The organism is Hydrotalea sp. (genome assembly GCF_049968455.1).
Taxonomy (GTDB): domain Bacteria; phylum Bacteroidota; class Bacteroidia; order Chitinophagales; family Chitinophagaceae; genus Hydrotalea.
On the sequence record NZ_JBMFQT010000001.1, the window covers coordinates 233951 to 255268 of the forward strand.

General features: G+C 34.6%; 19 protein-coding genes and 1 pseudogene. 7 read left to right on the plus strand and 13 right to left on the minus strand.

Annotated features, from left to right (window positions below; genetic code table 11):
- Positions 1–2 precede the first annotated feature (2 nt).
- A complete protein-coding gene (locus ACP5P5_RS01060; RefSeq protein WP_428284268.1) occupies positions 3–998 on the plus strand; it encodes a LacI family DNA-binding transcriptional regulator in 996 nt (331 codons plus the stop codon).
- Here ACP5P5_RS01060 and ACP5P5_RS01065 read toward each other — a convergent pair.
- The 3 genes and pseudogenes from ACP5P5_RS01065 to ACP5P5_RS01075 form a co-directional block, all read right to left on the minus strand.
- Positions 990–1892, minus strand: coding sequence for a glycerophosphodiester phosphodiesterase (locus ACP5P5_RS01065; protein ID WP_428284269.1), 903 nt, complete (start codon positions 1890–1892; stop codon positions 990–992). The genes ACP5P5_RS01060 and ACP5P5_RS01065 overlap by 9 nt on opposite strands.
- Positions 1879–2517, minus strand: a pseudogene (locus ACP5P5_RS01070) (FMN-binding negative transcriptional regulator). The gene ACP5P5_RS01065 and the pseudogene ACP5P5_RS01070 overlap by 14 nt, the downstream one beginning before the upstream one ends.
- Before the next feature lie 49 nt (positions 2518–2566).
- A complete protein-coding gene (locus ACP5P5_RS01075) occupies positions 2567–3658 on the minus strand; it encodes an Mrp/NBP35 family ATP-binding protein (RefSeq protein WP_428284353.1) in 1092 nt (363 codons plus the stop codon).
- A gap of 234 nt (positions 3659–3892) precedes the next feature.
- On the opposite strand from ACP5P5_RS01075, the gene ACP5P5_RS01080 reads away from it, so the two are divergent.
- From ACP5P5_RS01080 to ACP5P5_RS01090, 3 genes are all read left to right on the plus strand, one after another.
- Positions 3893–4570 carry a carboxypeptidase-like regulatory domain-containing protein gene (locus tag ACP5P5_RS01080; protein ID WP_428284270.1) on the plus strand — a complete coding sequence of 226 codons (678 nt, stop codon included), beginning with the start codon at positions 3893–3895 and terminating at the stop codon, positions 4568–4570.
- Between the two features lie 28 nt (positions 4571–4598).
- A complete protein-coding gene (locus tag ACP5P5_RS01085) occupies positions 4599–5489 on the plus strand; it encodes a 3-hydroxyacyl-CoA dehydrogenase family protein (protein WP_428284271.1) in 891 nt (296 codons plus the stop codon).
- A gap of 72 nt (positions 5490–5561) precedes the next feature.
- Entirely contained in the window at positions 5562–6317 is a 756-nt protein-coding gene (locus ACP5P5_RS01090; protein WP_428284272.1) for a YdcF family protein, read from the plus strand.
- Here ACP5P5_RS01090 and ACP5P5_RS01095 read toward each other — a convergent pair whose 3' ends face one another.
- Positions 6318–6926: an IMPACT family protein gene (locus tag ACP5P5_RS01095; RefSeq protein ID WP_428284273.1), complete on the minus strand. Its 609-nt coding sequence runs from the start codon at positions 6924–6926 to the stop codon at positions 6318–6320.
- The gene (ribD, locus tag ACP5P5_RS01100) at positions 6919–7971 is read right to left on the minus strand and encodes a bifunctional diaminohydroxyphosphoribosylaminopyrimidine deaminase/5-amino-6-(5-phosphoribosylamino)uracil reductase RibD (RefSeq protein ID WP_428284274.1); all 1053 of its coding nucleotides are present in this window, start codon (positions 7969–7971) and stop codon (positions 6919–6921) included. The genes ACP5P5_RS01095 and ribD overlap by 8 nt, the downstream gene beginning before the upstream one ends.
- On the opposite strand from ribD, the gene prmC reads away from it, so the two are divergent.
- Genes prmC through ACP5P5_RS01115 form a run of 3 tightly spaced genes read left to right on the plus strand, consistent with a single transcriptional unit; the run spans position 7953 to position 10647 of the window.
- Entirely contained in the window at positions 7953–8876 is a 924-nt protein-coding gene (gene prmC / locus ACP5P5_RS01105; RefSeq protein WP_428284275.1) for a peptide chain release factor N(5)-glutamine methyltransferase, read from the plus strand. The two genes, ribD and prmC, sit on opposite strands and share 19 nt — an antisense overlap.
- A 30-nt stretch (positions 8877–8906) precedes the next feature.
- Positions 8907–9803, plus strand: a complete 897-nt coding sequence (locus tag ACP5P5_RS01110) for an ABC transporter ATP-binding protein (RefSeq protein ID WP_428284276.1) — start codon at positions 8907–8909, stop codon at positions 9801–9803.
- A 16-nt stretch (positions 9804–9819) separates the two neighbouring features.
- On the plus strand, positions 9820–10647 hold the full coding sequence (locus tag ACP5P5_RS01115) for an ABC transporter permease subunit (RefSeq protein WP_428284277.1): 828 nt from the start codon (positions 9820–9822) through the stop codon (positions 10645–10647).
- Here the strand turns inward: ACP5P5_RS01115 and ACP5P5_RS01120 are convergent, their stop codons facing one another.
- The 8 genes from ACP5P5_RS01120 to murD form a co-directional block, all read right to left on the minus strand.
- Positions 10648–11583, minus strand: a complete 936-nt coding sequence (locus tag ACP5P5_RS01120; RefSeq protein ID WP_428284278.1) for a TIGR01777 family oxidoreductase — start codon at positions 11581–11583, stop codon at positions 10648–10650.
- A gap of 119 nt (positions 11584–11702) precedes the next feature.
- Positions 11703–13556, minus strand: coding sequence for a cell division protein FtsZ (gene ftsZ, locus ACP5P5_RS01125; protein ID WP_428284279.1), 1854 nt, complete (start codon positions 13554–13556; stop codon positions 11703–11705).
- A 45-nt stretch (positions 13557–13601) separates the two neighbouring features.
- Positions 13602–15032 carry a cell division protein FtsA gene (gene ftsA / locus ACP5P5_RS01130; protein WP_428284280.1) on the minus strand — a complete coding sequence of 477 codons (1431 nt, stop codon included), beginning with the start codon at positions 15030–15032 and terminating at the stop codon, positions 13602–13604.
- A gap of 35 nt (positions 15033–15067) precedes the next feature.
- Positions 15068–16087 (minus strand): cell division protein FtsQ/DivIB, encoded by a 1020-nt coding sequence (locus ACP5P5_RS01135; RefSeq protein WP_428284281.1) that lies wholly within the window; start codon positions 16085–16087, stop codon positions 15068–15070.
- A 56-nt stretch (positions 16088–16143) separates the two neighbouring features.
- Entirely contained in the window at positions 16144–17505 is a 1362-nt protein-coding gene (murC, locus tag ACP5P5_RS01140; protein ID WP_428284282.1) for a UDP-N-acetylmuramate--L-alanine ligase, read from the minus strand.
- Positions 17502–18608, minus strand: coding sequence for an undecaprenyldiphospho-muramoylpentapeptide beta-N-acetylglucosaminyltransferase (murG, locus tag ACP5P5_RS01145; protein WP_428284283.1), 1107 nt, complete (start codon positions 18606–18608; stop codon positions 17502–17504). Before murG ends, murC begins: the two co-directional genes overlap by 4 nt.
- A gap of 8 nt (positions 18609–18616) precedes the next feature.
- Positions 18617–19927, minus strand: a complete 1311-nt coding sequence (locus tag ACP5P5_RS01150) for an FtsW/RodA/SpoVE family cell cycle protein (RefSeq protein ID WP_428284284.1) — start codon at positions 19925–19927, stop codon at positions 18617–18619.
- Positions 19928–19929: 2 nt separating this feature from the next.
- Positions 19930–21312, minus strand: a complete 1383-nt coding sequence (gene murD / locus ACP5P5_RS01155; protein ID WP_428284285.1) for a UDP-N-acetylmuramoyl-L-alanine--D-glutamate ligase — start codon at positions 21310–21312, stop codon at positions 19930–19932.
- Positions 21313–21318 lie beyond the last annotated feature (6 nt).

Sequence of the window (21318 nt, forward strand, 5' to 3'; positions counted from 1 at the left end):
CTATGGCACAAACCAGTACATTAAAGCAACTGGCACAAATTTTAAACATGAGTATATCTACGGTATCTCGTGCATTAAAAAATCATCCGGATATTGCAGAGAAAACCAAACAAAAAGTAAGAGAATTGGCCGCTTCGCTGGAATATGAACCCAATGCATATGCTATTCAATTGCGTACTAACGTAAGTAACGTACTGGGTATTATGATACCCACCATTACCAATTTCTTTTATGATACTTTTATTGCTTCAGTTGAAGAAGAAGCGCGTAAAGCAGGCTACTCTTTACTCATTATGCAATCGGGTGAGAGTAGTGAGTTAGAATTAAATAATTTAAAACTGTTGAAGAAAAATCGGATATCGGGACTGTTTGTTGCAGTAACTAAAGAAAACAATGATATATCAGCATTTGAAAAATTAGAAGAACAAAATATTCCGGTTGTATATATTGACAGAGTACCACATGCCGATAATTGTAATAAAATTTGTTTAGCAGATACGGAAAGTGCAACAATGGCGGCACATGCACTCATTCAACACAACAAAAAAAACATATTGGCTTTATTTGGTTACCCCAACTTAACTATTACAGAAAAACGATTAGCAGCTTTTACACAAACCATTAATGAGTATGCACCAAAAACAAAGGTTCATTGCCGTTTCCCCGATCAAACCAAAGCTGCCAAAAAAGAAACTTCACATTTTTTAAATGCGCAACAAAAACCGGATGCCATATTCTGTATGGGTGACCAGATTTTAATGGGTGCCATGCAAGCACTTTATGAAAAGCAAATTGACATTCCAACACAAACAGCAGTAATCAGTATTAGCAATGGTTTCATTCCCACCTTATTTAAGCCTACCATTACTTATATAGAAACAAGCGGACAAAAACTTGGAAAATATGCTTTTAAACGTATGATGGAATGTTTAAATGGCGATACTTCATTCAAAGAAATTGTAGTACCTTCTATTCTTGTACAAGGGCAATCACTTTAATTGTGCATACAAATTAGGGTAATCGCTAATTAACCCATTAACACCCATGTTTTTCAATTTTTGCATAGTGGGTAAATCATCCACTGTCCATGGTATTAATGCAATACCCATATCATGACATTGTTTCACTAATAAGGGTGTAACCATTGTATAATCGGGTGAATATATGGTAGGTATAAATCCCAATTGTTTTAATTGTGCTGCAAAATTTAAAGTTACCGGCGATTCAACCAATAGTGCTGTTTTTATGGTTGGGTAATGCTCATGTAAATATTGTAAAGTTCTTATATCGAAGGATTGAATGATGACCCGCGATGCAATTCCTTTTTGCTCAATAACTTGCATAATTAATCGAACAAATGTTGCAGGATTGGGATGATAAATACCATCCGTTGAGTCGGTGCTTTTGGTTTCAATATTATATTGTACAGGTGGTAAATGATGCTGTTGAATGTATGCTTCTACTGAATCAATAACAGTACTTAATAAAGGCTTATGCACTTTTATTTTTTGTTGTTTCGGAAAGCGAGGATAGTACTTAGAACCAACATCGTATTGCTGTGTTTCAGCATACGTCATTTTATAAATATTCAATTGTTTTTGATCGGCCTTTGTTAAGTTTTGCCCATTTGGACCTAATGAAAACTCGAAATTGATGTAGGGATCATGACTAATTAAAACTTGACTATCTTTTGTAATTACAGCATCCATTTCTAGTGTAGTAACACCCAAGTCGAGTGCTTTTAAAAAAGCAGGAATTGTGTTTTCGGGCATTAAACCGCGGCAGCCTCGGTGCCCTTCTTTATCAAAAGGCATAGCGGTATGGGTTTGCTGTATTTTGGCAGATGTGCATGACATGAATAACAATAAAAAAAACCAGCTATTTATTTTCATACAAACGATTTCTATTTTGATCCATCATTTCCTTGGCCAATTGTTGTTGCTGAGGTGTTCCATTTTGTAAATGCTGCACTACTGAATGAAATGTTGCATCATCCTTATTCTGACTTAACTTAAATACATGTTCGTAAGCAGCTATTTTAACTTCAAATGCAACAATGGCTTTCATGTTCGCTTTTAAATAATCATCAGGCATTTTTACCACATCATTAATACTATCAGCTTTACTCTCAAAAAAACGTGTTTGCTGCAATAACACATTATACAATGCAGCCTCATCTAGCATTCGCATGTAGCCTGTGGCATGAACTGCCATATAATTCCATGTGCTTGCTTGCAATGGCTGGGTGTACCAACTTGCACTCACATAACTTTGTTCGCCTTGAAAAATAATCAATACCTTATTATTTTTTTCAAAAGCTTATGTATGCATTTGCTTGCGCATTAAGTGGCCTGTAATAACAATACCTTCTTCATTATGATTGACCAAAACCGGCACCTGTGTGGCAACAGGCCAACCTTCATCAGTAACACCGCAAATAGTAACAAAAGGATGCGTTTGCATAAAGGCAAGTACATCCTTTTGTTCTAACGCCTTGAAATAAGGTACATTGTACATATTACAGTATTAATCACCCAACACTTTCAGCAAGTATTGCAGCTGGTTGTTATTTCATTAATACATCGGCTGTTGCTACTGCTTTAGCATTCTTAATGGCAATATTTCGAATGGCAATATTGCTAATATTTCTAAATGCTTCTTGCGTAATACTATCATTACTTACCATAGCGGGTAATCCGTTATCACCCCCTTCCCGAATAGTTTGTACAATTGGAATTTGCCCTAAAAATGGCAGTTCATATTCTTCAGCCAATTTTTTTCCGCCTTCTTTACCAAATAAATAATATTTATTGTTTGGTAGTTCTGCAGGTGTAAAATAAGCCATATTCTCAACTAACCCAATAATAGGCACATTTACCTGCGCCTGCGAAAACATAGCAATACCTTTCTTAGCATCGGCTAATGCTACGGTTTGTGGAGTAGTTACAATAACAACCCCTGTTACAGGTACAGTTTGTAATAGTGTTAAATGTATATCACCGGTTCCTGGTGGCATATCAATAACCAAATAATCTAATTGCCCCCAATCAACATCAGTAACAAACTGCTTGATAGCACTACTGGCCATGGGGCCTCGCCATACTACAGCATCTTTTTCATCAATTAACAATCCAATACTCATTAATTGTATGCCATACTTTTCTAATGGAACAATCATTCCTTTGCCATTCACTTCGCGCATCATAGGACGTTGACCACGAACACCAAACATAATGGGTACACTCGGACCATAAATATCAGCATCCATTAAGCCAACAGCAGCGCCATTTTCAGCCAGTGCTAAAGCCAGGTTGGCTGCAACTGTACTTTTACCAACGCCACCCTTGCCACTAACTACGGCAATAATATTTTTAACCCCAGCCAATAAATGCATGGCATCTTTTCTATTTGAGGTGGTATGTGCATCAAAATCAATTTGCACAAAAGCATCCTTATTTACATGATTATGAATGGCGTCTTCACAATTTTTTCGAAGCATCTCTTTTAAAGGGCAGGCAGGTGTAGTTAACACCAAGGTAAATCGAACATTATTCCCATCAATTGAAATGTTACGAATCATATCTAAGGTAACTAAATCTTTCCCCAAATCGGGTTCCTGTACATGGCTTAAGGCTTTTAAAATATCGGTTTCTTTCATCACGTAAGTATTTGTTAAAAAAAACAATGTTTTTGCAAAGTTAGCCCCCTTCCCCCTTACTTTGTTAGGAAATTAAATGACAACGTTTAGGTTATTCCCTGCTTTAAAGTATAAACATAAGCACACTAAGGTTAAATTAAGCCTGCACAATTGGTGAAGCAAAGCATAATTTATACTAAATTGCAAGATAGCTGAACGTATATTGCACCGAAAATTATTTACCAGATTTTTCGAATGAAAAAAACTTTACAATATTTTTTGCTTGCCTTCGGGGCGTTATTGCTAATGCCAAAACTACATGCACAAATTAGTAAGGCACCCAAGGACTCCGTTATTCAACTTTATGGTGTGGTAATGACTTCAGATAGTTTAAAAGCTATTCCATCAACCAGCGTTATTGTAGATGGAAAAGGAAGAGGAACTATTACCAATTATGATGGTATATTTTCAATTGCAGTATTGAAAGGCGATAGAATTACCTTTTCGTCTATAGGTTATAAAGATAAAACCTATGAAATCCCGGGTAACTTAAGCGATAATCAATACAGTTTAATTGTTCTTTTAGTTAGCGATACCAACTATTTACCCGCCGCTATTTTAAAACCAAGGCCTACTCGTGAGCAATTTGAACGCGACTTTGTGAATACCGTAATTCCTGACGATCAATATGAAATTGCCCGACAAAATACTGATGAATCGAAACGACGTGCACTATTAGCAGCTTTACCTGCTGATGGGCGTGAAGCAGTGAATTATCAATTAAGGCAACAAGCTAACCGCTATTACTATCAAGGTCAGTTACCCCCTCAAAACATATTTAATCCATTAGCCTGGGCCGATTTTATTAAGGCTTGGAAGCGAGGTGATTTTAAAAGCAAAAAGTCTTCTTCATCCGACTCGGGTAGCTATTAACTATAGGGAAGTATAAAACACGAACATTATGGAAAATATATCAGTGATTGGCGCTGGCACCATGGGCAATGGCATTGCGCATGTGTTTGCACAGAATGGATTTAAAGTATCATTAATTGATGTACAACAAGCCCAACTGGATAAAGCATTAGCCACAATAGCCAAAAATTTAGATCGCCAAATTGCTAAGGGAACTATCACAGATGCCACCAAAGCTGCAACACTTAGCAATATTTCCACTTTTACTTCAATAGAAAAAGGTATTGAAAATGCAGCATTAGTTGTAGAAGCTGCTACTGAAAATATTGACATAAAACTCAAAATTTTTCAACAAATTGATGCGCATGCACCTGCAAATGCCATTTTAGCTTCCAACACTTCTTCTATTTCTATTACCAAAATTGCTTCGGTTACTAAACGCCCCGAAAAAGTAATTGGCATGCACTTTATGAATCCTGTACCAGTAATGAAGTTGGTTGAAATTATTAATGGTTACAGTACCCATGCCGATGTTACGAATACTATTATTGCGTTAAGTACCCAGTTGGGAAAAACTCCATGTGTAGTAAACGATTATCCGGGATTCATAGCAAACCGTATTTTAATGCCCATGATTAATGAAGCTATCTATAGTTTGTATGAAGGTGTTGCAAATATTGAATCGATTGATACTATTATGAAGTTAGGAATGGCTCACCCCATGGGCCCTTTACAATTAGCCGATTTTATTGGGTTAGACGTTTGTTTAAGTATTTTAGAAGTACTACATAAAGGATTAGGCAATCCAAAATATGCGCCTTGTCCATTATTAATTAATATGGTTACTGCAGGAAAGCTCGGCGTAAAATCGGGTGAAGGTTTTTATGTATATACACCGGGCACCAAAGAATTGATTGTTAGCAATCGCTTTCGACATTAATACAACTTAAGCTTATATTTAAAACTACCTATTCAGGTAGTTTTTTTATTTTTAATTTTCATTTCATAAAGCATGTTTTTTTTACTATCGAAACTCTTGTACTTTTTACTGTCACCACTAACCTGGTGTGTCATTGCAATACTCTTATATTTTTTATCGAAAAGAACAGTTATTAGAAAGTGGTCAAAAATAATTGCAATAGGAATTTTTTTAATATTTAGTAATACCTATCTGTATAACATTACTGAAAGATACTGGCAAATAAACCCAATACCTTTACATAAGCACTTTGAAGCGGGTATTGTTTTAGGCGGATTAATAAGTTTTAATCAACAACACCAAGGATTTTTTAATGGTGCCGCTGAGCGATACTCAGCTGCATTACAATTATATGAAGCGGGTTTTATAAGAAAAATTATTGTTAGCGGGGGTTCGGGCTTGTTACTGGATACAACAGATAAAGAAGCAATATTTTTAAGACAACAGTTTTTGAATGCAGCAGTGCCTGATAGTGCTATTTTGGTTGAAGATCATTCGCGAAATACTTATGAAAATGCTTTGTTCACAAAAAAATTAATTAAACAGAATAAATTACAACCTCCTTTTGTTTTAATTACCTCGGCAGAACATATGCGAAGAGCTTTAGCTGTATTTCATCAAGCAGGCATATCGGTTATTCCCTATCCGGTGAATTATAATGTATTACCTCATGGAGAAAATAACTGGTACGATTTCATCATCCCCAACTTGTGTAACTTTTATAAATGGCAAGATTTATGGAAAGAAATGATTGGCTATGCGGTTTATCATATAACACATAAATTGTAATTATATAGCAGTTATTTCTACACCTTGTAAATCATTGAATTTAAACAGCACTTCATTTTTTCTAGCTTTAGGAATGCCCAATTGCATGTAGCAGAACAATTGAGTATCTTGTTGGATAATGCTGCAATTGTATTGTTTAACAATAAGCATTACATCATTCATTGTGGTATAATTAAAGTGCAAGCTGTAGTTTTCTAAAACAGCACATTGAATAATGGGTACCATTTGCAAAGCCAATGCTGCAGCGGATTTATACGCATTAATTAATCCGGGAATTCCCAACAAAGTGCCACCAAAATAACGCACTACTACCACTAACACATTGGTTAATTGTTTGCTGTCAATTTGGTTTAAAATTGGTTTACCTGCCGATCCCGAAGGCTCACCATCGTCATTTACTCGAAAATCATTTTTATTTATACCCAAACGATAGGCATAACAATAATGCACTGCTTTGGGATGTTCTTTTTTTAATTGAAGCAGATATTCTTTTACCTGCTCTTTATCTTTTAATGGATAGGCAAAAGCTAAAAACTTGCTACCACGATCTTTAAATTCGGCATTAGCCGTTTGTTGAATAGTACAATAAAAATCGGGTGAATCACTCATACTCTGCAGGGATAAAATATTCAATAAAATCGTTTAGCAAAAATTGGGAATAAATGTAATTAGCACCCATTAATGACGGAGCCTTTACACCATCATTAATGCTAAGGGTTGTATTGGTAATGATGCGTGCTTCATCCCATAACTTGGCATCAATAAATTGTTGTAATAAGTTAGTTCCACCTTCTACTAAAATACTTTGAATATTTTCTTCATAACAGGCTTGTAATATACCGGCTAATGTTGGTTGTGTATTGTTCCATTGTTTAAAATGCACATCATTTTCAAAACCTACCTTTTGCTGATTCCATACCCAAGTAACTTTCCCATCATTCAACAATTGCAAGTGATTGGGTAAATTAGCATGCGCATCAATGACCATTCGAATAGGTTGTGGTTTACCGGGCCAATAACGATTGGTTAATGCGGGATTATCTGCAATTGCGGTATTCCTTCCAACTAAAATGGCAGCTTCTTCACTTCGCCACTCGTGCACCATTCTATTCGTTAATTCGTTTGAAATATGAATTCGTTCCAAACTTTTACCGGCAATAAAACCATTATTCGATTGTGCCCACTTCAATAAAATGTATGGCCTTTTTTTTGTATAAAAAGTAATAAATCTTTTATTCAATGCCTTGCACTCGTTTTCTAACACGCCAAGCACTATTTCAACGCCGGCTTGTTTAAGCTGTTCAATTCCCTTTCCATTAACTGATGCAAAGGGATCTTGCATACCTATTACCACTCTGGGTATTTTGTGTTGAATAATGAGTAAGCTGCAAGGCGGTGTTTTACCATAATGTGCACAAGGTTCAAGCGACACATATAAAGTAGATTGTTGAATGAGATGGCGATATTCAGGCTTCACGCTATTAATACAATTTACTTCAGCATGAGGGCCTCCATATTGCTGGTGAAATCCTTCACCAATTATTGTATCATTATACACCAAAACAGCGCCTACCATTGGATTGGGTTGTACCCGACCGGCACCCATTTTAGCCAATTGCAAACAACGCTGCATATATGCCTCATTCAATTCCATATTCTAACACTAGTTGCGCAAATGTAGCAGAAATGGTGGTATTTTGCAGCATGACTATTAAAACCGCCTACCAACAATTGGTTTTGGCTTTATTTGAAATATATGACGACCGCGAGGCTGCAAACATTGCCAACTGGGTTATTGAAGCTGTAACAGGTTTCAATAAAATAAACCGCATAATGCATCCCGAAATAAATTTAAGCAGCAGCCAGGAAAACTTATTAGAAAACTATACCGCCGAATTACTACAACACAAACCGGTTCAATATGTATTGAAGCAAGCTTGGTTTTTTGAATTGCAGTTTTATGTGAATGAATCAGTATTAATTCCCAGACCGGAAACTGAAGAATTAGTAGCATGGATATTAGAAGACACGAAAGGATTAAATGGCAATATTATAGATATTGGTACAGGCAGCGGCTGCATTGCCATTGCATTAAAAATACAAAATCCTGCCCTAAATGTAACGGCAATTGATATTAGTGAAAAAGCATTGGAAGTTGCAGAACAAAATGCAGAACAAATCCGAGCTGACGTTCAATTTAAAAAAATAAATATTTTAAATAAAGAGGAATGGACTGCATTACCTGAATTTGATTGGATAGTTAGCAACCCTCCCTATATAACTTTACATGAACAAAATGAAATGCCCATTAATGTGGTAAAATACGAACCCCATCAATCATTATTTGTACCCGACAATGAGCCTTTACTATTTTATACTACTATTGCATTTTTTGCCAAACAACATTTGAAAAAGAATGGTTGTATTTTTTTTGAAGTTCACGAACATTTTGCCAATGCAACTGAGCAAGCATTAATTAATAATGGTTTTAAAACTGTTTTACGAAAAGATATGCAAGGAAAAAACCGAATGTTAAAAGCAATTAAATGTTTTGATTAGAAAAAACAGTATATTACTGCAAATAATTGTATGGAAAATATTCTTACTACAACCAATATTTCTAAAAATTATGGCCCAATAAAAGCACTCAACAATTTGAATATTGAAGTGCCGAAAGGTTCCATATTTGGCATTTTAGGACCAAACGGTAGTGGCAAAACAACTACGCTAAGTATATTATTAGATGTATTAAAGCCCGATAATGGAACATATTGTTGGTTTAATAATCCAAATGATATTTATTATAGAAAAAAAATTGGCACTTTACTTGAAACACCCAACTTCTACCATTATTTATCAGCAAAAGATAACTTAAAAATTACTGAAGCCATTAGCGGCAGAGGAAATGAAGCAGACATTGATAAGGCCATTGCAATGGTAGGATTGCATAAAAGAAAACATGATAAATTTAGTACTTATAGCTTAGGCATGAAACAGCGGTTAGCCATTGGTTCGGCATTATTAGGAAATGCGGAGGTGCTTGTTTTAGACGAGCCTACCAATGGACTTGATCCGGTAGGAATTGTAGAAATTAGGAATCTGATAAAACAGCTAGGAGAACAAGGTAAAACCATTATTATGGCTAGCCATTTATTAGATGAGGTTGAAAAAGTTTGTACGCATTTTTGCATATTGAAGCAAGGCAATTTACTTATAAGTGGCCCTGTAAAGGAAATTTTAAGAAATGAGGACATATTAGTGATTGAAACAGAAAATATAGCTGACTTACAACAACTACTAACTACTTTACCTCATTTCGTTGAATTAAAACAACAAAAAAGTTTCTTTGAAATTTACTTTAAAAGCAATAGTATTTCACCTGCGGAATTTAATGCTTATTGCTTTAACAACGGAATAGTATTGTCGCATTTAGAAATTAAAACTAAAAGTTTAGAAGAAAAATTCTTTGAATTAACTGAAAATTAGAATTAAATATAAACAAATGAAACAATTATTACGAATTGAATGGTTAAAAATAAAGCACTATGCCGCATTTTGGTGGATGCTTGGTATTGTACTTTTTACCTATCCTGCCATTAATTTGCTATTTCAAAATATTTATCAAAATATTACCTCAAGAAAAGATATGGCTGGCAATGCGGCAAAGTTTTTATTAGGTAATCCATTTGCCTTTCCCGATGCATGGCATTCTATTGCATATTTTTCTTCTTGGTTTTTACTGGTACCAGCAATTCTAATCATAATGCTTATTACCAATGAATATCATTACAAAACACACCGGCAAAATATAATTGATGGTTGGACACGCAATCAGTTCATAACTGCAAAACTTATAGATGTAGTAATTATAGCGCTGATGGTTACAATAGTTTATACAATTGTCGCTGCTATTTTAGGTTTCTATTATTCTGATGCCATTAACGCACAAAGATGGAATGAAGAATTGTACTTCATACCATTGTTTTTTTTAATGACTTTTGCTCAGCTAAGCATTGCTTTTTTTATAGGCTACCTAATAAAAAAAGCATTTATTGCCTTAGCCGTTTTCTTTTTTTATATGCTAATTGTAGAAAACCTCATCAAAGTGTACTTTGCCTATAAAAGCATTCCACTAAATGCCTATTTACCCTTTGAAATTTCTAACCGGCTAATACCACGTCCAAATTTTTTGGGTAAAATTGATGAAGCCGCAAACAAAGCTTATTTGGATAGTTTGGCTGCTATTCAATGGCATGTAATTTATACCTTAATTTTTACAGCTATTATTTGGTGGATTTGCTATCGTTTATTCAAGAAAGCTGATATATAATTATTCGGAATTTTTTAAATGGCTTAATGCATGCTCAATAGTTGGATACAAAAATGTAAACCCCGCTTCACGAACTTTTTGATTATTAATGGTGGTACTTTTCAGTACTTCAATACTCATTTCACCCATTGCCACTTTTAAAAGTATAGAAGGAACATAAACAGGAATATACCATTTACCGCGTTGTACTTTAGCCAATGTTAAAGTAAGTTCTTTATTTGTTACTGGAACATTTGCAACAGCATTATATACGCCATTTAAATGATTATTCTCAATAGCGAATAAAAACATTCTGCACAAATCTTCTATATGAATCCAACTTACCTTTTGGCTACCATTCCCCAATATAGCAGCAATTCCCATATTTAAGGGTTGTTTAAATGCAGCCAAGGCACCACCCGTATTACTTAATACAATTCCAATTCTAAATTTAACCAGACGGATATTTAAGTCAATTAAAGGGCTAATACTCTCCTCCCAAAGTTGACAGGTTTCTCCTAAAAAATCATTATACGGCAAATCTGTTTCTACGAAACCATTCAATTTACTTTCGGGTGTATCTGGTCCATACCACCCAATTGCAGAAGCACTAATACAAGTTTGCACTTTATGATTGGGCAACTTTTGTAAAGCAGTAACAAGTAATTTACTACTATCTACCCTACTTTGTTGAATTATTTTTTTTCTTTTGTTAGACCAGCGTTTATCAGCCACTCCGGCACCTGCTAAATGTATAATTACATCGGCTTTTGCTAAAGCAGTTGTGTCAATTTCCCCTTTATTAATATCCCATGCAGCATATTGTAAATTATTTGTCGATGCCTGTTTTGGAGGATTTCTACTTAAAACAATAACATTATAATTATTTTTCAATAATTTTTTTGTAAGGTAGGAGCCTACCATTCCTGTACCACCTGTAATTAAAACTGTTTTCATTTTTCAGAATACTTTTAATATGCAAATCAACAATAAAAGGTAATAGTTTGTTGCAAAAAATAAACCCTTCGTTACCTAAAGCGAAGGGTTTTATGTATTCTACCAACTAAACCAAATAGTTAATCGGGCTTTTTACCGTCCAAAAAGCTATTTAAGCTTGAAATTTGTGTTTTGTTATTGTCATCTTTTTCAACAGTAAGTTTACTGTAAAAATTTTCTACTGATGCCAATTGATTATTACCAAACAATTCCATTTTCCTACGTACATAAGCAGGTACCGAATCAAACTCATTGTTTGGATCATTAGAATTCATGTTGAAAGATAAATTTCTTAATCGATGAATTCTCTCTGCTGCACGGCGACGTTGTTCTTCCGCCTCATCAAAATCAGTATTATATTGAAATAATGAAGGTTGTTCAACTTGTGTGCGTTCAGTAAAATGTTGTAGTTTATTTTCTGAAACTGTTTTTGGCACTTCATTTACCGGAGGTATAGCTTCGTTTTGAGCAGGTGTTTCATTTACTTCAAAAGTTGGATTTGTGTTTGAAGTACTTGGAAGATCTGGTTCAGCATAAATATTCACAGGTTTAGATAATATTGAAAAGTTAGAAGGCTTATCATTTTCTTCAATCTTTTCAGTAACCTTCATACCTGCAATATTTTCCTGAATAGCACTTTGAAAATCATTTTCTTTTTTAACTTCTTCTTTTGGAGCTACTATGTCAGTAATTTCCGTGCTTAACTCAAACTGTAATATTTCTGTTTCACGTGCATCTAATAATTCTTCCTGATTAGATAGAGAAAAAACTTCCTCCTGCTGAGTTTCTTCTTTTATGTGTGGAGCATAAACATCTTGAGGAGGGGCAACAGGCGCTTCAGTAGGGTTTACAGTATGATTGGTTGAAATATTATTAGTTGAATAATTCTCATGTTCATTTAAAGTAACTACTATCTTTTGCGGCTTGGGCTCTGCTTTTTGTGGGGCGGCAGGTTTTGCAAAAGGATTTTTATGCTCAAATCCGGTTGCAATCATAGTAATACCAATTTTTTTATCAAGCGAGTTATCATAACCCATACCAACAATTACATCGGTATTTTCACCTGCTTGCATGCGCAAATAGTTATTAATAATTTCAATTTCATCCATTGTAACTTCATGATCACCCTCGGCACTATTAATATTAATTAAAATCCATTTTGCACCTCTAATATCATTATCATTTAATAATGGAGAATTCAATGCTTCTTCAATAGCACGTTCTGCTCTATTTTCTCCTTCAACTTCCGCTTTTCCTAAAATGGCAACGCCACCATTTTTCATTACTGTACATACATCGGCAAAGTCAACAATAATATGTCCACGGCTATTAATAATATCGGTAATACATTTAGCAGCAGTAGCTAATACATTATCAGCCTTACTAAAAGCTTCTTTCATTTTTAAGTTACCATATTGCATGCGTAACTTATCATTGCTAATTACCAATAAAGTATCTACATAAGGTTTCAATTGTTTAATACCTTCTTCAGCCTGCGCCATACGGCGAGGGCCTTCAAAACCGAAAGGTGTTGTAACAATACCAACAGTTAAAATACCCAAGTCTTTACAAGTTTGTGCAACAATAGGTGCACCGCCTGTACCTGTTCCACCACCCATACCGGAGGTAATGAAAGCCATTTTGGTATTCACTTCTAAAATACTTTTTATTTCTTGTAAGGATTCTTCTGTAGCTTTTTTCCCAACTTCAGGATTAGCCCCTGCGCCCAAGCCCTGTGTAAGATGTGGTCCTAATTGAATTTTATTGGGCACTTTGCTTTGTTCCAGCGCTTTAGCATCAGTATTACAAATAATGAAATCAACACCTTCAATATTTTGTTCATACATAAAGTTAACGGCGTTGCTTCCGCCCCCTCCCACACCAAGCACTTTGATGATGGAAGATTTTTGTTTAGGTAAATCGAAGTGAATCATAACGTACGGTTTAATGGTTAGTTAGTAGAATAAACAGTTTGAAATTTATTTGATTATTTGGTCATCCTCTTCTTTAAATAGTTCAATAATACCATTTTTAAACTTATCCCAAAATCCTGAATTTAGCTTTGGAGTGATTGATTTTTGTGCTTTTTCCAGAATTTTTTCAGGTGCTTCAATCTTTACATCTTCTTGCAATTGCTGCGGCACTTGTATATGTTTGAACTGCTTAGAAAATTCTTTTGATTTAGATTCATAATCACTATAACCTTTTAAAATTAATCCCAAACAGGTAGCATACATAGGCTGTTTTAATTCAGCTACATGATTGGGTGCTAAATGCTCATTGGGGTACCCAATACGGGCATTTAAACCTGTTACATATTCTGTTAATTGTTTTAAATTTTTTAATTGAGAGCCACCACCGGTTAAAATAATACCACCATTAAGGGCTTTTTCATCCAAACCAATTTGTTTAATATGATAGCTGATGAATTCTAAAATTTCACTCATTCTTGCCTGAATAATTTGGGCTAGATTACGCATACTAATTTCTTTTGCAGGCAACCCTTTCAATCCGGGAATAGTTATATATGTATTGGCCTTTGCTTCATCGGCAATAGCGCAACCAAATTGTACTTTGAGGGCTTCAGCTTGTTGTTTTAAAACACCAAGGCCCATCCGTATATCGTGTGTAATATTTTCACCGCCAAAAGGTATTACCGCTGTATGCTTTAATATGCCTTCATAAAATATAGCCAAATCGCTGGTACCTCCGCCAATATCCAAAATAACTACGCCAGCTTCTAAATCTATATCACTCATTACTGCTGCAGCACTAGCTAAGGGTTGTAATACCAAATCCTTGGTATGCAAACCGCTTTTCAATACTGCACGATTAATATTCCGAATGGCATTTTTATCGCCGGTAATTAAGTGGAAATTAGCCCCCACTTTCACACCATTATACCCTACAGGATCTTTAATGTTTTGAATATTATCTACTTTAAAATCCTGAGGAATTACGTCAATAATTTCATCACTGGCCGGAATAAAAGTTCTTCTTTGATCAGCAATCAGTTGGTCAATTTCTCTTTTCTGAATTTCAGTTTCAGCATCTTGGCGAACAATATCACCACGGGTTTGTAGGCTTTTAATATGTTTACCAGCAATTCCTACATATACTTCTTCTATTAATAATTCAGGATTACTTTTTAAGCAGTTTTGCAATGCTTGTTGAATTGATTTAATGGTTAAATCAATATTCAACACATCGCCATGTTGTACGCCATTGCTATTAGCTTTACCAAAACCTAAAATCTCTAATTTTCCTTGTTCATTTTTTCTTCCTGCAATTACGGCAACCTTGGTGGTACCAATATCAAGTCCAACAATAATTGGCGACTCCTGATTCTCTGTAATTCCTGTAGTTGGGATCGCCATGTCGTTGATATTTGGTTGATTTTGCTGCATCATACTAACTTGTTTTATATAAGGTACGTTTTAAAATTTTATTGCTTTTTCATTATAGCTTTTGGAACATGATTGGGTTTGTATAAACTATTTTTTGTTCCTGATTTCTGATTAAATGATAACGTTGGTTTAGATGTTTTATTTTGTTTATCACGTATTTGTTTTTTTTCGCTATCAATATCACTTTTAATTGGTGTGGTTTCCTTCAAATCATGAACATTTAAGGGTTTATCTATTTGTTTAGCATAGCTAGAATCACTTACCCATGATACTTCATTGTTATTAATTGTTTCCATAGAATCCGACACAAGCGGAGTAACGTTATTTTTAACGCCAACAACCTGATTATTAAATCGCACATCAATTACTTTATAAGCATTCATGGCAACATGTGGAAATATTTGCTGATAAAATGCCAGCAGATTATTAAACTTCTTTTCCAAACTATCGGTTGTACCGAAGTTTATAATATGATTACCAATAGCCGGAACAATTTGAAATTCTGCATTGGGTTCAATATTAATTTGTGCCACTTGCGCAATCCAAAACTTATTTGCATTAATGTACTCAGCCATTTGAACCATGTTACGCAACAATAAGCTATCAGGTTTTGAAATCTTTGCAGCCATATTGCCCGGATAAGACGTAAAAACAGGTACATGTGCCGCAAACTTATCACTAACCGGTATTTGCATAGCAGAACTATCAATATAGAATGTATTACCATTGGTAGCAAGTACTAAAGCAATCGGTATTCTTTCTTTAACTTTTACATGCAAAACATTTTGGTTATCAAAATACAAAGCTGCATCTTTTACCCACGCATTCTTTTTAACCAATAATTCGTAATATTTTAAATGAATAGCCGAAAGAGGTTGATGATCAATGTTACCACCTTTCTTTAATATATCTACAATATCGCTTTCATCTATAAAAGCTTCCTGATAGTCCTTATCCAATTCCACACTAATACCCGAGCATAGTTGTTTATTTTGTCGCTGCATAGCTGCTGAAAAAAGTGCAATTACACCAATACCCACAGCAATCCAAAAAAGCAATACTATACTGGTTTTTTGGAATAACTTTTGGGACTGTATGTAATTTTTAAATGCCATTATTGTGTTAATATATTTTTTAAAGGTTCTACTAATTGGTCAATATCACCAGCGCCAGCAGTTACTATCAATTCCGGCTTATTGACATTCGCCCATTGCAATAATGACTCTTTGTTCATGAGCAAAGTTTTTTCAGCAGACATTTTAGATGCCAACCAAGCACTGTCAATACCTGGAATTGGCAATTCACGAGCCGGATATATTGGCAATAATATAACCTGATCGGCTTTTTGTAATACCCTAGCAAAATCATTTCCAAAATCTCTGGTTCTGGTAAACAAATGCGGCTGAAACACCAATACAAATTTTCTATTGGGAAACAATGTACGTACACCTTCAATTAAAGCATTTAGTTCTGCGGGGTGATGGGCATAATCGTCAATTAGGCTATGTTTATCTGTATTTACAATCATTTCAAACCTCCGCTTCACTCCTTTGAAAGAAGCAATAGCTGCTTGAATTTTATAATTGTCAATACCCAACTGTTTGGCTACCCATATGGCTGCTAAAGCATTTTCAATATTATGCATTCCCCCCATGTGTAATTGAAGATCAGCAATTAATCCCTTTGGGGTTTGTGCAGAAAAATGAAAAGCACCTTGCTGTACACTGATATTTGTTGCATACACATCAGCTTGTGTATTGTTTAAACTATAAGTAAAATTTTCTACTCCTTTATTCAATTGGTTTCCACAATGTATAGAAGCATGATACAATAAACTGCCTTCATTTTTTACTTGATGCGTAAAAGCAACAAATGCTTCCTCAACTGCTGCAGCTGTACCATAAATATCTAAATGGTCAGCGTCAACTGCTGTAACAATGGCCAAATTAGGATGTAATTTCAAAAAACTTCTATCGTATTCATCTGCTTCAACCACCACAACATTATTATCACTGCTCCAGAAATTGGTTCCGTAATTGGCAGCAATTCCTCCCAAAAACGCATTGCATCCAAAACCTGAATGCCTTAATATATGCGCTATCATAGTACTGGTAGTAGTTTTACCGTGAGTGCCGCTAACGCAAATATTAAAACTGTTAGCGGTAATCCATTGTAAAACATCACTTCGCTTTACCAATAAAAAATTATTTTCTTTACAATAAATAAACTCTTTATTATTTGTTGGAATTGCCGGCGTATATACAACAACATCCGGATTAAGGGGAATTGATGTTACATCTTCTTCATAATGCACACTAATACTTTCCTTATTCAACTGCTCTGTTAATGCCGTTTTTGTTTTATCGTACCCACTAACGGTTGCCCCTTTTGCATGAAAATAACGAGCCAAAGCACTCATGCCAATGCCGCCAATACCTATAAAATAAATGTTCGTTATGGTTTTAATATCAATCATTGAATAGTATCTAAAATTTTTTCAGCAATGGTTTCTGCTGCATGTAATTGCGCCAAACCGGCAATATTTTTTATAAACTTTTTTTGCAATATTTCATTGGTTAATAATGAAATAATAGTAGAGACCAACTGTTCTGCAGCGTTGGCATCTTTCACCATTAATGCAGATTCTTTATTTACTAAATATTGTGCATTAATTGTTTGATGATCTTCTGCCGCATATGGATAAGGCACAAATACAACCGGCTTTTTAGCTACACATAATTCTGCAACCGACATGGCTCCTGCACGAGATACTACGATATCTGCTGCTGCATATGCCATTGCCATATTTTCTATAAATGGCTTTATACAAACAAAAGGGTATTCTTTAACCAAATTTTGATATTCGCTATACAAAGCCGTACCCGTTTGCCAAATTATTTGCGCATCGGCTTCATTAATCAAATCCAAGTTTTTAGCTATAGCTGAATTAATACTTTTTGCACCTAAACTGCCGCCTAAAATCAAAACAGTTTTTTTATTTTCATTTAACTGAAAGTATTGTATTGCTTCATTCTTGTTAATGCTATTATAGATAATTTCTTCACGAACAGGATTACCTGAAAATATAATTTTGTTGGCAGGAAAATACTTTTCCATTCCATCAAAAGCAACAAAAACAAAATTTGCTTTTTTGGCCAATAGCTTATTCGATTTGCCGGCCAAAGAATTGCTTTCATGAATAAATGTGGGGATCTTTTTGCGTTGAGCAGAACGTAAAACTGGGAAAGTTGTATAGCCTCCAACACCAATTACAGCATTGGGTTTAAATTGTTGCAATATTTTATTTACCTGCCAAAAACTTTTGATTAACTTAAGTGGTAATGAAATATTTTTGAAAATATTGCTTCTATTATATCCTGCAATGTCAATTCCAATTATTTTATAACCAGCCTTAGGAATTTTTTCCATTTCCATTTTACCCTTTGCACCTACAAACAGCAATGAAACGGACGCTTTCTTTTCCAATGCCTTAGCAATAGCTAAAGCAGGGAAAATATGGCCGCCTGTACCGCCACCTGCAATTAAAATGTTCACTTTATTTTGCATTACTGTTTGCATATTTAAAATTATGTGTTCGCTACTTTTGCTGTTACAGTTTCAGGTTTATTATTTGTAACCTCTTCAGTATCCTTTCCTTCTAATTGTTCCACATTTCGTGCTACACTTAAAATAATACCAATTGATGCACAGGTAAATAAAAAAGAACTACCACCCATACTAATTAATGGAAGTGTAACACCTGTTACCGGCACAATATTTACGTTAACAGCCATATTGGCTAATGCTTGTATAGCCAGTGTAAAGCTTAGTGCTAAAGCTAAAAATGCACCAAATGCATAAGGGCAACGTCGGAAAATGCTAATACATCTGTATAAGAAAAGCAAATAAATAAAAATAATAAACCCACCGCCTAAAAGCCCGTACTCTTCAATTATAATGGCATAAATAAAATCGTTATACGCCTGCGGCAAATAATTGCGCTGGCGACTATTACCGGGCCCAAGCCCCACCAATATACCACCGTTAGCAATAGCTATTTTAGCTTGTTGTACTTGGTAAGGTACATCGGTGCTGTTACTATAGATAAAATCCTGTACACGCTTTACCCAAGTAGTAAATCGGCCAACATGATTTAATTTTTCAATGTTGTTCGTTTTTTCTACCACTTCAGATTTTACCGGTTTGTATGTTGAAACTGCCACTAATACAATAACCAATAATGGAATTGCTGCAATAGCAATAACCAATAATAAATGCTTAATACTTACCCTACCAATAAACATAAGCAGTAATGAAGTAGCAAATGTTAGTAAAGCATTAGAAAGATTGGCTGGTGCAATAAGCACACAAACTAATGCAACAGAAATTATAATAGGCAAAAATCCTTCTTTGAAATTTTTAATGACTTGTTGCTTTTTGCTCAACATTTTTGACAAGTACATGAAAAGCGCAAGCTTAGCAAAATCGCTGGTTTGAAATGACATATTAATAATGGGTAAACGAATCCAACGACTACCATCATTAATACGTGTGCCAAAAAATAAAGTATATGCTAACAAGGGTATTGAAATATAAAATAGAAAGGTGGCTATTCTAGAAAAAATGGTATAGTTTATTTTATGTAAGAAATAAATAAGCAGCATACCCATTACCATAAATGCCAACTGCTTAAACAAATAAACTTCATTGTTACCCTTGTTCATTTTGTATGCCAGCGATCCAGTAGCACTGTAAACTACCAATACCGATATCAAAGCCAACAAAATAACAATACCCCAAATAAACTTGTCACCTCTTGTTTTTTTCAAAAGGTTTCCCTTTACTTCTTCAATAGAAGAGAGTTGCGCAAATAGTGTATCGTTATTAAGTTGACTCATTTTTATAGATCTTTAACAGCCAGTTTAAATTGGTTACCTCTATCTTCAAAATTTTTAAACAAATCGAAGCTTGCACAAGCAGGACTCAATAAAACTACATCGCCTTTTGCAGCTAATTTGAAGGATTGAGCTACAGCATCAGTAGCACTGGCAGTTTCAACAATTACGGGAACAATGTTTTTAAAAGCAGCAATAATTTTTTTATTATCGGTGCCCATACAAACTATTGCTTTCACCTTTTCCTTTACTAAGTCAGTAATCAAGCTGTAGTCGTTTCCTTTATCAACGCCACCTAAAATTAAAATGGTAGGCTTTGTCATACTTTCTAAAGCAAACCAGGTACTATTAACGTTAGTAGCTTTACTGTCGTTAATAAAATCAACACCACGAACAGTTGCTACATATTCCATTCTATGTGCCAAACTTTGAAAATCATTAACAGCTTCCCGGATTTTTTCTTTTCTAATACCAACTGTTGTTGCGGCAATACATGCAGCCATAGTGTTGTAAGTGTTATGCTTTCCTTTTAAAGCGAAATCGTAAATACTCATACTTACGCGTTCTTCTTGAATGCGTAACATCATTTGATCTCCTTTAAGGTAAGCTCCGTTTTTAATTTCGTGTTTCATAGAGAATGGTAGTGGGTTAGTATGTGTGATTGAAATATTGTTTAGCTGTTGTTGAATTACAGGGTCATCATCACAGTAAATGAAATAATCTTCATAATTCTGATTTTCAATAATTCTGAACTTACTGCTGATGTAGTTCTGAAAATTATAGTCATATCTGTCTAAATGATCTTCTGTAATGTTTAGTAATACCGCTATGTGTGGTTTAAAATTTACTATGTCGTCTAATTGAAAAGAACTGATTTCTGCAACATACCATTGTTTTGAATTTAATGCCACTTGTTTTGCGAAAGAAATACCAATATTACCTACCAATGCTGCATCAAAACCACCTTCATTTAAAATATGATAGGTAAGTGCAGTTGTTGTGCTTTTCCCATTACTACCGGTTATGGCAATAATTTTACTTTCTCCGCAATATTGAAAAGCAAACTCAACTTCACTAATAACGGGTATCCCTTTCTGTTTAATTTTCTGTATGATAATAGTTTTATTAGCTATACCGGGACTTTTTACAACAAGAGCAGATTGTAATATTTTATCTTCGGAATGCTGTTTTTCTTCAAAAGCAATATCATACTTGTACAATTCATGCTTATATTTTTCGGAAATAGCATTAGCATCACTAACAAATACATTAAATCCTTTTTGTTTTGCCAAAATAGCTGCACCCACGCCACTTTCACCGGCACCTATTATTATAAGAGGCAGGTTATTTGGTGAACTAAAATTGATATGACTTAATATATTCATCATACTATT

Excerpts from the sequence above, each read along its gene's own strand:
- ACP5P5_RS01095 (WP_428284273.1), bottom strand. The coding sequence starts at position 6,926 with ATGAGTGATTCACCCGATTTTTATTGTACTATTCAACAAACGGCTAAT.
- ftsA (WP_428284280.1), bottom strand. The coding sequence starts at position 15,032 with ATGATGCAGCAAAATCAACCAAATATCAACGACATGGCGATCCCAACT.
- ACP5P5_RS01075 (WP_428284353.1), bottom strand. The coding sequence starts at position 3,658 with ATGAAAGAAACCGATATTTTAAAAGCCTTAAGCCATGTACAGGAACCC.
- murD (WP_428284285.1), bottom strand. The coding sequence starts at position 21,312 with ATGATGAATATATTAAGTCATATCAATTTTAGTTCACCAAATAACCTG.
- ACP5P5_RS01080 (WP_428284270.1), top strand. The coding sequence starts at position 3,893 with ATGAAAAAAACTTTACAATATTTTTTGCTTGCCTTCGGGGCGTTATTG.
- ACP5P5_RS01085 (WP_428284271.1), top strand. The coding sequence starts at position 4,599 with ATGGAAAATATATCAGTGATTGGCGCTGGCACCATGGGCAATGGCATT.
- ACP5P5_RS01150 (WP_428284284.1), bottom strand. The coding sequence starts at position 19,927 with ATGAGTCAACTTAATAACGATACACTATTTGCGCAACTCTCTTCTATT.
- ribD (WP_428284274.1), bottom strand. The coding sequence starts at position 7,971 with ATGGAATTGAATGAGGCATATATGCAGCGTTGTTTGCAATTGGCTAAA.
- prmC (WP_428284275.1), top strand. The coding sequence starts at position 7,953 with ATGCCTCATTCAATTCCATATTCTAACACTAGTTGCGCAAATGTAGCA.
- ftsZ (WP_428284279.1), bottom strand. The coding sequence starts at position 13,556 with ATGATTCACTTCGATTTACCTAAACAAAAATCTTCCATCATCAAAGTG.
- ACP5P5_RS01120 (WP_428284278.1), bottom strand. The coding sequence starts at position 11,583 with ATGAAAACAGTTTTAATTACAGGTGGTACAGGAATGGTAGGCTCCTAC.
- murG (WP_428284283.1), bottom strand. The coding sequence starts at position 18,608 with ATGCAAACAGTAATGCAAAATAAAGTGAACATTTTAATTGCAGGTGGC.
- ACP5P5_RS01090 (WP_428284272.1), top strand. The coding sequence starts at position 5,562 with ATGTTTTTTTTACTATCGAAACTCTTGTACTTTTTACTGTCACCACTA.
- ACP5P5_RS01065 (WP_428284269.1), bottom strand. The coding sequence starts at position 1,892 with ATGAAAATAAATAGCTGGTTTTTTTTATTGTTATTCATGTCATGCACA.
- ACP5P5_RS01110 (WP_428284276.1), top strand. The coding sequence starts at position 8,907 with ATGGAAAATATTCTTACTACAACCAATATTTCTAAAAATTATGGCCCA.
- murC (WP_428284282.1), bottom strand. The coding sequence starts at position 17,505 with ATGATTGATATTAAAACCATAACGAACATTTATTTTATAGGTATTGGC.
- ACP5P5_RS01115 (WP_428284277.1), top strand. The coding sequence starts at position 9,820 with ATGAAACAATTATTACGAATTGAATGGTTAAAAATAAAGCACTATGCC.
- ACP5P5_RS01060 (WP_428284268.1), top strand. The coding sequence starts at position 3 with ATGGCACAAACCAGTACATTAAAGCAACTGGCACAAATTTTAAACATG.